11 protein-coding genes and 1 pseudogene are annotated in these 11,929 nt (G+C 55.5%); 11 read left to right on the plus strand and 1 reads right to left on the minus strand.

Going from position 1 to position 11,929, the window contains the following annotated elements:
- The first annotated feature begins 141 nt into the window (after window positions 1-141).
- From F5984_RS21680 to F5984_RS21725, 11 genes are all read left to right on the plus strand, one after another.
- Complete coding sequence (locus F5984_RS21680) at window positions 142-681, plus strand: DUF4442 domain-containing protein (RefSeq protein WP_152126306.1); 540 nt, start codon at window positions 142-144, stop codon at window positions 679-681.
- A gap of 2 nt (window positions 682-683) precedes the next feature.
- Entirely contained in the window at window positions 684-1,388 is a 705-nt protein-coding gene (locus tag F5984_RS21685; RefSeq protein WP_152126307.1) for an alpha/beta hydrolase, read from the plus strand.
- 84 nt (window positions 1,389-1,472) lie between these two features.
- The gene (locus tag F5984_RS21690) at window positions 1,473-3,908 is read left to right on the plus strand and encodes a heavy metal translocating P-type ATPase (protein WP_246169245.1); all 2,436 of its coding nucleotides are present in this window, start codon (window positions 1,473-1,475) and stop codon (window positions 3,906-3,908) included.
- Between the two features lie 208 nt (window positions 3,909-4,116).
- Window positions 4,117-4,869, plus strand: a complete 753-nt coding sequence (locus F5984_RS21695) for an acyl-CoA desaturase (protein WP_027302685.1) — start codon at window positions 4,117-4,119, stop codon at window positions 4,867-4,869.
- A 179-nt stretch (window positions 4,870-5,048) separates the two neighbouring features.
- On the plus strand, window positions 5,049-5,222 hold the full coding sequence (gene ccoS, locus F5984_RS21700) for a cbb3-type cytochrome oxidase assembly protein CcoS (RefSeq protein ID WP_152126309.1): 174 nt from the start codon (window positions 5,049-5,051) through the stop codon (window positions 5,220-5,222).
- Window positions 5,223-5,234: 12 nt separating this feature from the next.
- Window positions 5,235-7,433, plus strand: coding sequence for a cytochrome-c oxidase, cbb3-type subunit I (gene ccoN / locus F5984_RS21705; protein WP_152126310.1), 2,199 nt, complete (start codon window positions 5,235-5,237; stop codon window positions 7,431-7,433).
- A 78-nt stretch (window positions 7,434-7,511) separates the two neighbouring features.
- On the plus strand, window positions 7,512-7,682 hold the full coding sequence (locus tag F5984_RS26605) for a hypothetical protein (RefSeq protein WP_185155606.1): 171 nt from the start codon (window positions 7,512-7,514) through the stop codon (window positions 7,680-7,682).
- Between the two features lie 10 nt (window positions 7,683-7,692).
- Entirely contained in the window at window positions 7,693-8,517 is an 825-nt protein-coding gene (locus F5984_RS21710) for a cbb3-type cytochrome c oxidase N-terminal domain-containing protein (RefSeq protein ID WP_152126311.1), read from the plus strand.
- Between the two features lie 13 nt (window positions 8,518-8,530).
- Window positions 8,531-10,018, plus strand: a complete 1,488-nt coding sequence (gene ccoG / locus F5984_RS21715) for a cytochrome c oxidase accessory protein CcoG (RefSeq protein ID WP_152126312.1) — start codon at window positions 8,531-8,533, stop codon at window positions 10,016-10,018.
- A 59-nt stretch (window positions 10,019-10,077) separates the two neighbouring features.
- Window positions 10,078-10,506, plus strand: a complete 429-nt coding sequence (locus tag F5984_RS21720) for a FixH family protein (protein ID WP_152126313.1) — start codon at window positions 10,078-10,080, stop codon at window positions 10,504-10,506.
- Window positions 10,503-11,198, plus strand: coding sequence for a sulfite exporter TauE/SafE family protein (locus F5984_RS21725; RefSeq protein ID WP_152126314.1), 696 nt, complete (start codon window positions 10,503-10,505; stop codon window positions 11,196-11,198). Before F5984_RS21720 ends, F5984_RS21725 begins: the two co-directional genes overlap by 4 nt.
- Window positions 11,199-11,819: 621 nt before the next feature.
- Here the strand turns inward: F5984_RS21725 and F5984_RS26800 are convergent.
- Window positions 11,820-11,929, minus strand: a pseudogene (locus F5984_RS26800) (IS5-like element ISMra2 family transposase); the annotation flags it as partial.

Raw genomic sequence — 11,929 nt, forward strand, 5'->3', positions numbered from 1 at the left:
GATAATGGCAACCAAGATATTCAGTACTGGACTTCGGATTTCAGACACTGGACGTTAGACATACTACCTTTAGAGATGGAGGTTTAACGTCTAATGTCCAATATCTAATGTCCAGCACTGAGACCAAGACATCAGCACAAAATGGCTAAGCGACCTCAATTTTTAGAAACCCACCGGCGCGAATCGTTCAAAACCTGGCGGTTTCGGACGATTATGAACTGGTACCCGATGTATTTCGGAACGGGCGGCAAAATCCTGTTCTGGTCGGGCGACTGGCGCGAGGTGCATCTGCGGCTCCGGCGCAACGTGTGGACCTACAACTTTGTCGGGACCATATTTGGCGGGAGTATGTTTGCCGCGTCGGACCCGTTTTACATGCTCATGATCTTGCAGGTACTGGGCAGCCGGTTTGTGGTTTGGGACAAAGCGGCCAGTATTCGGTTTCGGAAACCCGGCCGAACAACGCTCTACATGCGCTACGAACTGACCGACGATGTGCTGGCCCGGATACGGGAGGAGGTAGCCCAAAAGGGGCAGACCGAATACCCGTTTACCCTGCAATGGGTGGATAGCGCGGGCGTTGTGCACGCCGAAATTGAACGGATATGCTACATTGCCGATAAAGCCCACTACGAACAGCGCAAAGGTGACCGGCAGTCGTCGCGCTTTCAAAATCACTAATTATGGCGCAGGAACACCATTTGACCGTGAGCCGAACGGCTCGCTACTACACCCTGGGTGGCAACTCTCCCGAACAGATTACCGATGTCTGGTTTGTGCTGCACGGCTATGGCCAACTAGCCCGCTACTTTATCCGGCGGTTCGATGTGCTCGCCCTCGACCACACACTTGTGGTGGCACCGGAGGGGTTGTCGCGGTTGTACCTCGATGCCGAATACGGCAAAATCGGGGCTTCGTGGATAACCCGCGAAGACCGCGACCACGAAATTGCCGATTATACCGCCTACCTGAACACCCTGTACGATACCGTGCTGGCTCAGTACCACCTGACCGGTAAGCCCCTGCGCGTAACCCTGTTTGGCTTTTCGCAGGGAGCCGCTACAGCCTGTCGGTGGTTGGCCAATCGGCTGGGCGCGGGTAGGGGCGAGGCCGTGGTGCGGCTGGTGCTCTGGGCGGGTTTCTTTCCCAACGGGCTGGCCGATGTGATTGACCCGGTAGCCCTGGCCTCCCTCGAAACGCTGTATATCTACGGCCAGGCCGACGAATACATTGTGCAAATGCCTGACCCCGAAGCCTACATAGCCCGGCTGCAAGCTGATTTGCCCACCTTGCAGGTAGTGCCTTTCGACGGTAAGCATGTGGTTGAACGCGAGGTGATTAAGCGACTATTCGGGCGTGGGCTGCCGGGTGCTGCCGAACAGGACTGACGGGAATCAGAACGGGTGGTGACGGGGGTCATGCCAGTTTGGGCGTGGGGGAGAGACCTTGCAGGTACGTTTGATAGCATTCTCATGGTTACGACTGCCACCTCCTGCGATCACTGCGGCAACCCCTGTCCTGAACAGCCCATCACCTCTGGCGAAAAAAGCTTTTGCTGTGACGGATGCCGCACGGTCTATACGATCCTGAGTGAACACCAGCTTTGCCAATACTACGACCTCAACAACCGGCCGGGTATTCAGCAGGCGCGGCCGCAGGCTATTGCCCGGTTTGCGTTTCTGGACCTGCCCGAAGTGCAGCAACAACTGGTGGAGTTTCGGAACGAGACGCAAACCACGGTCACGTTTTACGTACCCACTATCCACTGTAGTTCGTGCCTGTGGTTGCTGGAGCACCTGTACCGCATCAACCCGGCCATTCGGCAAACCCGCGTCGATTTTCTTAAAAAGCAGGTACACCTGACATTTTCGCACCCCGACCTGTCGTTACGCGAGGTAGTTGAGCTGCTCAGTTCGCTCGGCTACGAGCCGCTTATCAGCCTCAACGATGTGGTCAAAGATGCCCAGAAACCCACGTACCGCCCCTTGCTGTATCGCCTGGCGGTGGCCGGTTTCTGCGCGGGCAACATCATGTTGTTCAGCTTTCCCGAATACCTCGGCCTCGAAGACTCCACCTTTAAGCAATGGTTTGGGGTTATCAACCTGATTCTGGCGACGCCCGTGGTGTTTTTTTCGGGTTCGGGCTATTTCCAGTCCGTCTGGCAAAGCCTGCGCCGGGGTATCATCAACATCGACTTTCCAATTTTGCTCGGTATTCTGGTAGCCTACTTCCGGGGTACCTACGAGGTGTTTGCGCTCAACGGCGCGGGGTATTACGATTCCGTTACGGGGTTGATTTTCTTTTTGTTGTGTGGAAAGTGGTTTCAACAACGCACCTACGATTTTCTGTCGTTTGAGCGCGACTATAAGTCCTATTTTCCGTTGGCGGTGATGCGGCTCGAAGCCGACCGCGAAGTGCCGGTGCCGGTGGGGAATCTCCGCAAAGGCGACCATATCCGCATTCGGCACGGTGAGCTGATTCCGGCCGATGGAATGCTTTACCGGGGCTCCGGTCTGATTGATTATTCGTTTGTAACGGGAGAGTCGGAGCCTGAACGCCGGGAGCCGGGCACGTTGTTGTTTGCTGGTGGTCGGCAAACAGGCGAGGCCATCGACCTCGAAGTGGTGCGCGAAACCTCGCAGAGCTACCTCACCCAGCTTTGGAACAACGACACCTTCCGAAAAGCCGAAAAAGCGGGCGAAACCCCGGCCCCGGCCTCATCGGGTCGGTTTACCACCTTTGCTGATTACGTAGGGAAGTATTTTACCCTCTCGGTGCTGACTATTGCTACCCTCACGGGGCTGTACTGGTACGCATACCGGGGCGATGCCGGTACGGCTGTCAATGCCTTTACAGCCATTCTGATTGTAGCCTGTCCGTGCGTGTTGTCGCTCTCGTATCCGGTGGCCCTTGGGCATGGCCTGCGGCTGTTAGGCAAGCGGAAGTTATACCTCCGCAATGCCGATGTGATTGAGCAGATGGCCGCCTGTGATACCGTTATTCTGGATAAAACCGGTACCCTGACCACCACAACCCCCGCCCGTGTGCAGGAAGAGTTTACGGCCCCACTGACCCCGTACGAGCAATCGATGGTAAAATCGTTGGTTCGGCAGTCGGCGCACCCGCTGAGTCGGCGGCTCAATACCCATTTTGAAGCAGCACACCCGTTGCCAACCGAAAGCTTCACGGAGGTGGCTGGTCAGGGAATTCTGGCGTTGGTAGATGGGTGGCTGGTCAAGCTCGGTCGGCGCGAATTTGTCGGCGACGAAGGGGCGGGCCAACCCGTCAATACCGGCGACTCCGTGGTTCACCTGAGCATCGAGGGGCACTACCGGGGCTGCTTCCGGTTCCCCGGTCAGTACCGGCCGGGTATCGAGTCGATGCTGGCCGAATTGGGCAAAACCCATACATTACACCTGCTCTCGGGCGACCATGCCTCGGCCCTGCGCAGCTCAACCGGGCTTCAACTGAGCCGTTGGTTCCGCAAAGACCGGATGGTGTTTGAATGCAGTCCGCAACAAAAGCTCGACGTGGTGCGGCAGCTTCAGGCCAAAGGCCACCGGGTACTGATGGTTGGTGATGGCCTCAACGATGCGGGAGCTCTCAAACAGGCCGATGTGGGGATTGCTGTCACCGACGATACAGTGCAGTTTACCCCCGCGAGCGACGGTATTCTGGAAGCGGGTGCCCTGCGCGAGTTGCCCCAGTTCCTGAGCTATAGCCGCTTCGGGATGCGGCTCATCCGGTTCAGCTTCATGATTTCGCTCCTCTACAACTTTGTGGGCCTTAGCTACGCCCTCACCGGCAATCTCTCGCCGGTAGTTGCCGCCATCCTGATGCCCCTCAGCTCAACCACCATGGTCCTCATTGCAACCATCGGGATGCGGGTGAATAGATCGATTGAGTGATTGAGCGAATGAGTGAATGAGTGATTGAGTGAATTGGTGAGTTTTGAAATGGTAGGGCACAATTGCCAATCAGGGCGTACAGTCCTCATTCGCTCAATCACTCATTCACTCAATCTCTCCTGTCCCAAATCAGCCCTTTGCTTGACCTTCGTCATGCCTGTAACCGGGGGGCGGGGGCAACTTTGCCTTGCCATTTTTCATTTGTACTATGCTTGTTATTATCCTCTTCTTTCTGGGTCATTGGTACCTGTCCATTTTTACACAAACCTTCTTTTTGCATCGCTACGCGGCTCACGGCATGTTTACGATGAGTCCCCGCTGGGAGAAATTCTTTTATATTCTGACGTTTATCGGGCAGGGTTCGTCGTTTCTGAGCCCACGGGCGTATGGGATTATGCACCGCCTGCACCATGCCCATGCCGATACCGAGTATGACCCGCATTCGCCCTCGTACTCCAAAGGCATTTTCGATATGATGTGGAAAACGCGCCTGTTCTACAACGACATCGTCAACAACCGCGACCATATTCCGGCCAAGTTTAAGAAAGGGGTGCCCAACTGGGTGTTTATGGAGTGGCTCGGCGACCGGTGGCCCGTACGCCTGGCCTGGGGCACGCTGTATACGCTGGTGTATATTGCCTTTGCGCCCTCGCCCTGGTTCTTTTTGTTGCTGCCGATTCACTTCCTGATGGGGCCTATTCACGGGGCAATCATCAACTGGTACGCCCACCGCTACGGATACGCCAACTTTGAGTTGGAAGACACCGCCAAAAATCTGCTGCCGTTCGATTTCCTGATGATGGGCGAATCGTACCACAACAATCACCACAAATTTGGGGGGCGGGCCAACTTTGGCGGCTTCCGCTGGCATGAGTTCGACCCGACCTACCCGATCATCCGCCTGATGAACGCCATCGGGATTATCCGGCTCAAGGCGAATAATGACCTGAAATACATGTAGTTAATGGTTGATTGGGCGAGTGAGCGAATGGGTGATTGAGCGTATAATTCACTCAATCGCTCAGTCACTCATTCGCTCATTGACTTTTGCGCCTGAACTTAATCAACCTACGGCCTGATGTACCTCATGCTTTGCCAACCGGCCGGAAGGCAGTTTTGCATAACCAAAGATCGACGGTTATGCACATTATCTTTTTTATGATCGGCGTCAGCCTGATGATGGCCCTGGGGTTTCTGGGTGCCTTTTTCTGGTCGATGCGCAACGGTCAGCACGACGACCTCTACACACCCTCGATGCGTATTCTGCTCGATGATACTGACTCAACTTCTACGACCGACGTACCCAATAACTAGTCTATTACCTTTATGAATGTTTCGCAGCAACCCCCTACGATCATCTCAGCCGACCGAACCCAGCTTGGGCGCGGTCAATCTCCCGACGTGGAGCATTTCAGCTACGACAACGCCATTGTCCGCAATTTCGCCATTGCCACCATCATCTGGGGTATTGTCGGAATGCTCGTCGGGGTGCTCGTAGCCACGCAGTTGTTTGCACCAGCGGCTAACCTCGGCAATCAGTACACCACCTTCGGGCGGATTCGGCCGTTGCACACCAACGCGGTTATTTTTGCCTTTGTGGGCAACGCCATTTTTATGGGTGTGTACTATTCGCTTCAGCGGTTGTGTAAGGCCCGGATGTTCTCGGACCTGCTGAGCCGGATTCACTTCTGGGGCTGGCAAGCCATTATTGTGGCGGCTGCTATTACCCTGCCGCTCGGCCTGACTACCTCCAAAGAATACGCTGAGCTCGAATGGCCTATCGACATTGCCATTACGCTCATGTGGGTGGCTTTCGGGGTGAATATGTTCGGTACGATCATCAAGCGCCGGGAGCGTCACCTGTACGTAGCGATCTGGTTCTACGTCGCCACGTTTATTACGGTGGCTGTGCTGCACCTGGTCAACTCGATGGAGATGCCGGTGAGCCTGTTTAAAAGTTACTCGCTCTACGCCGGTGTGCAGGATGCCCTTGTGCAGTGGTGGTATGGCCACAACGCGGTGGCATTCTTCCTGACAACGCCGTACCTGGGTATGATGTACTACTTCCTGCCCAAAATGGCCAACCGTCCGGTATACTCGTACAAATTGTCGATTCTGCACTTCTGGGCCCTTATTTTTATCTATATCTGGGCTGGTCCGCACCACTTATTGTATAGCTCACTGCCCGACTGGGCGCAGTCGCTGGGTGTGGTGTTCTCGATTATGCTCATTGCGCCTTCGTGGGGAGGGATGATCAACGGTCTGCTTACATTGCGGGGGGCCTGGGACAAAGTACGCGAAGATGCCATCCTGAAATTCATGGTGGTGGGCCTGACCGCCTACGGTATGGCCACGTTTGAAGGCCCGATGCTGTCGCTCAAAAACGTGAACGCCATTGCGCACTTTACCGACTGGGTCGTGTCGCACGTACACGTAGGGGCTCTGGGCTGGAACGGCTTCCTGTCGTTTGCCATTCTGTACTGGCTCATCCCGCGCATGTACCACACGCCCCTGCACTCGAAAAAACTGATGAATGTGCACTTCTGGATCGGTACGCTGGGTATTCTGTTCTACGCCGTTCCGATGTACATTTCGGGCTTCACGCAGGGTATGATGTGGAAAGAGTTTACGCCCGAAGGCGTGCTGAAATACCCGAGCTTCCTCGAAACCACGCTCCAGATTCTGCCGATGCACAAAATGCGGGCCCTGGGTGGCGGTTTGTACCTGATCGGGGCTATCGTGATGGCGTACAACCTCTTTAAAACGATGGCTGCCGGCTCGCTGACGGCCAACGAACCCGCCGAAGCACCCGCCCTGACTAAAGCCTACACCCCAACGGGCTCCGATACCTACTGGCACCGCTGGTTTGAGCGCAAGCCGATGCCGCTGCTGGTTGGCTCGCTCGTGATGATCCTGATTGGCTCATTCGTCGAATTGGTGCCGACCTTCATGGTAAAGTCCAACGTACCCACTATCGCGTCGGTACAGCCGTACACACCGCTGGAGGTGCAGGGCCGTGACTTGTACATCCGTGAGGGTTGTGTGAACTGCCACAGTCAGATGGTGCGGCCATTCCGTTCCGAAACCGAACGATACGGCGACTACTCGAAAGCCGGTGAGTTTGTGTACGATCACCCCTTCCTGTGGGGCTCGAAACGTACCGGACCCGACCTGCACCGTGAAGGGGGCAAGTATCCCGACTCGTGGCACTACCACCACATGCGGGAGCCCGAGTCGATGTCGCCAGGGTCTGTTATGCCGGCTTACCCGTGGTTGTTGACCCAGCAACTTGACGTATCGACCACCTCGGCCAAGATGCGCGGCCTGAGCAAAGTAGGGGTGCCGTACGATGATTCAGCCATTGCCAACGCCAACGCCGACCTGAACAAGCAGGCGCAGGAAATCAGCGACCGGCTGGCCAAAGAAGGCATCAAGGTGCAGTCGGATCGGGAAATTGTTGCCCTGATTGCGTACCTGCAACGGCTGGGTACCGACATCAAGAAACTCGAAACTGCCAGTAATTAACGAATGACACGGGATGATCGGTGAGTGGTTGGTTGCGTTAGCTTTCCAGTCATCGATCATCACTCCTCAAATAAAGCCATGTTTAAGCAATTCATATCCAAGATGCCCGGTGCCGACGTTTACCTCGTCACCTCATTTATGATCTTTCTGGTCTTCTTCGTACTGGTGGGGCTGTACCTGTTTTTTATCGATCGTAAGCACATAGAACGAATCAGTCGTTTGCCGCTGGAAGATTCCCTCGATGCTTAACCTCCTAATTATGAATACCCATTTGTTCAATAGCCTGGTGCTGATGGTGGCACCCGAATCGTCGTCGTTCTGGAAGCTGCGCGATGGCGAAGACCTGCTGATGGTTACGATTCTGCTGCTGGTGCTGGCTGGCTGCGTGGTGCTGGCGGTGGTGTCGCTTATGTTGTTCTACAAGATTCGGGCGATGCTCAACCCGGCTGCCGAAGCTCAGGAAAGCAAAACGTTCTGGCAACACTTCACCGGCCTGAAGCCCCTGCATCAGGAGCGTGAGCTGATGATGGAACACGCCTATGACGATATCCATGAACTCGACAACCCAACCCCGCCCTGGTTTATGTACCTCTTTTACGGGACAATTGCCTTTGCGGCTGTGTATCTGGCCATTTTCGAGGTTTTCAAAACCGGCGACGATCAGTTGCAGGAGTACACGCAGGAGGTAGCCATTGCCGAGCAGCAACGCGAAGAGTATATCAAGAAAGTAGCGGGCTCAATTAATGAAAACTCGGTGACGGTGCTTAAGGATGCCAAAAGCATTGGCGAGGGGCAGGTATTGTTTACGCAGTATTGTACGGCCTGCCACGGTGCTAATGCCGAAGGTAAAGTAGGCCCTAACCTCACCGATGAGTACTGGCTACACGGTGGCAACGTGAAGTCGATCTTCCACGTTGTGACCGAAGGGGTACCCGAAAAGGGCATGATCTCCTGGAAAAAGCAGCTGAATCCGCTGCAAATTCAGCAGGTATCCAGCTATATTCTGTCGTTGCAGGGAACCAAGCCCGCCGGTGCTAAAGAACCGCAGGGCGAAAAAGAAGCGACCCCCGTCGCTATGAATTAACTACTCAACAACCATGGAAAGTAACGTAGTACCTCCCCCCCAAAGCTTCCGCGACCGGGTGCCCATTGCCGATTCGACAGGTGAACGGCGCTGGCTGTATCCCCGCGCGCAGAGTGGTCGGTTTACCCGCTGGCGCACCGTTGTGGCCTGGGTACTGTTGGCCGCTTTATTTGCCGGACCGTTTATCTGGATTGACGGACACCCGTTGTTCCTGTTCAACGTGATGGAGCGGAAGTTTATCTTTTTCGGGGCTACGTTCTGGCCGCAGGACTTTCACCTGGTTGCGATTGGGTTGCTCACGTTTATCACGTTTGTGGCCTTGTTTACGGTGGTATATGGTCGGGTGTGGTGCGGCTGGGCTTGCCCGCAGACGATCTTTATGGAGATGGTGTTCCGCAAGATCGAGCACCTGATCGAAGGCGATTACAAGGCCCGGCAGCGGCTGGATGCCGGGCCCTGGACGCCCGAGAAAGTTCTCAAAAAAAGCCTGAAGCACGGGGTGTTTTTTCTCATCTCGTTCATCATCAGCAACACATTTCTGGCCTATATCATTGGGCGCGATGAGTGGGTAAAACTCATCACCGACAACCCAACCGAGCATCTCGCCGGTTTGTCGGCCATGCTCATTTTTACGGCTGTTTTTTACCTCGTCTTTGCGAAGCTTCGCGAGATTGTTTGCTCAACCATTTGCCCCTACGGCCGGTTGCAGGGCGTTTTGCTCGATAAAAGCTCGCTCGTTGTCGCCTACGATTACATCCGGGGCGAACCCCGTGGCAAGAAGGAACGGGCGGCCTCGCCGGCTCAGCCCGAAAGCTGGAACGCGGTGACCGAAGCCCTTAAATTGAAGGCTGGTGCCGCCCCCACAGCGCCCGCTATGGCCCCCAGGGCCAAAGGCGATTGTGTGGACTGTAAGCTATGCGTGCAGGTTTGCCCGATGGGTATCGACATTCGCAACGGCACCCAGCTGGAGTGTATCAACTGCACGCTTTGCATTGATGCCTGCGATCAGATCATGGACAAGATTGAGCGCCCCCGTGGCCTTATCCGTATCGACTCGCTCAACGGCATTGAAAAAGGTAAGCCTACCCGGTTTTCGGGCCGTATGGCTGCTTACACGGGCGTATTGCTCGCTCTGATTGGCGTGCTCGTGTACCTGATGGTAAGCCGCACTGCCCTCGAAGTGACCGTGTTACGCGCACCGGGCCAACTGTATCAGCGCGAAGCCGGCAACCTGGTGTCGAACCTGTACCTGGTCGAGCTGGTCAACAAAAGCTACGACGCCCGCACGGTGCAGTTTCGGATTACCAACCCCGACGCCAAACTGCGGTTTGTGCAACCCATAACCAAAGCCCCCGCCAACGAACTGGCTAAGGGTACTTTCTTTATTCTCCTGCCCGAATCTTCGATTCAGATGGCGAGTACCCCACTCCAAATTGAGGTGCTGTCGGATGGGGAAGTTGTTGACAAGGTAAAAACGACCTTTTTGGGTCCGATGAAATAAACACCGGCGGGCGGGGCTGCGGTAACACCGGCCCCGCCCGCCATGACCACAACAAACCTATGAACTGGGGAAAAAGCATTGTGCTCACCTTCGTTTTGTTTGCCGGTTTTATCGGCAGCATGGTGTTCTGGATGACCCGTCAGCGTGTTGACCTCGTTCGGGATGACTACTATCAGGACGAGATTAAATACCAGCAGCACATCGACCGCGTTGTCAATACGGCCCGGCTGGGTGCGCCTGTGAGCATGACTTACGAGGCCGCCCGGCAGGAAGTCGCGTTTACACTGGCGGCTGCCGTGCAGAAAGGCGAAGTAACGTTTTACCGCCCCGCCGACCGTCGGCTCGACGTTCATCAGACACTGATGGCCGGGCCGGCCGGTGCCCGAACGGTATCGACCGCCAAACTGGCGAGTGGCTTCTGGAAAGTGCAGATCAGCTGGTCGGACGGCGAGCATGATTACTACGCAGAAAAAGAGCTGGTATTATGAGCACGTGGTGGTGGGCAGCGGCTTTCCTGACGGGGCTGGCGGGTAGCCTGCATTGCGTAGGCATGTGTGGCCCATTGGCCATGGCCCTTCCACTGGGACGGTTGCCGCAGCACCAACGGGCCTGGGGCTTACTTACCTACCAACTCGGGCGGCTTTCGGCCTATGGGTTGTTGGGGGCCGTAGTGGGCCTGGTAGGGCAGGGGCTCTGGCTGGTTAATCTGCAAGGCCCGGTATCCATCGGGTCGGGGCTGTTGCTGCTGATCTGGGGGTTTAGCGGCCGGGCACACGGTGGCGTAGCGAGTTCGCTCACGCACAAGCTGGGCCTGTCGGTAGTGATGGCGCGGTTGCTAACTCAGCCTCGGCTGGGGGCTTTTCTGGGCCTGGGTTTCCTGAACGGACTGTTGCCTTGTGGGCTTATTTACACGGCCCTTACGGGTACGCTCGTGAGTGCGAGCCCACTGGCTGGCATGACCTACATGCTGTTCTTTGGCCTCGGTACCCTGCCCGCCCTGCTGGGCATTCGCACCCTGACGGCCTACCTCACAGTACCGCTTCGCCAACGACTCACCCGTGCCTTGCCCGTAGCCACTATTCTGGTGGGCGTATTGCTACTGATTCGGGGGTTGAGTGTGTACCCGCACTGGATGGATAAAACGGCACCCAACAAGCCAATTCCTGTTTGCCACGGCTGAAGAGGGGTAAAGTGCCGGGAGATTTACTTTATGCACGGTATGCGATCAGGCAGCATTAAACCGAATTATTCAAAACAGGAGTTTTTGGGCCGGAAAACCCCCAATGGCTAAACCGGGTTCGTTACGCATGAGCTATTAACAGGGAGCCCCGATGGGGCAACGTATTTTGCCCCCGTGGTGGGATGGCTAATTCGAAGTCCAAACTAATTCTGCTCCACTACCGAAAGAAAACGATCTTGTAGTACCCCAGAGGGGTTGACCTTCAATTATAAACTTGGGAGCATCCAGTCAGGCTGAGCCTGTCGAAGCCCTGAGCGCCAGCAATTTTCCTCAACACACGTTAATTTATAGTGTTGTAAAACTACAGAATAGGAGTCATCCCAAATTTTAAAGTCTTGATGTTTTTGGCTCAACGCTCGTTTTGATGCCCCGTAGGGGCTGAACATGGGTAGCCAACCCGAGCATGGACCCAAGGTCAGAGCCCCGAAGGGGCGTAACTTGTTTAAGGTTACGCCCCTTCGGGGCTCTGGTGTTCCGAGGAGACGTCTTTTCTACCAATATTGGGCCCCTGACGGGGCGTTCGGGTAAAGCATCTCCCCCTAACCTAGAGTGTGTGGACAATCAGAGCAACAAAATCATACTTGAAGCCAGATGAACCATCGCCAAGAAGCTGCTGGCTGTTTTTTCGTAGCGAGTTGCTACCCGGCGATACTGTTTCAAGCGGTTAAAAT

Origin of the sequence: Rudanella paleaurantiibacter, assembly GCF_009184635.1 — a bacterium.
GTDB classification, from domain to species: Bacteria; Bacteroidota; Bacteroidia; order Cytophagales; family Spirosomataceae; genus Rudanella; species Rudanella paleaurantiibacter.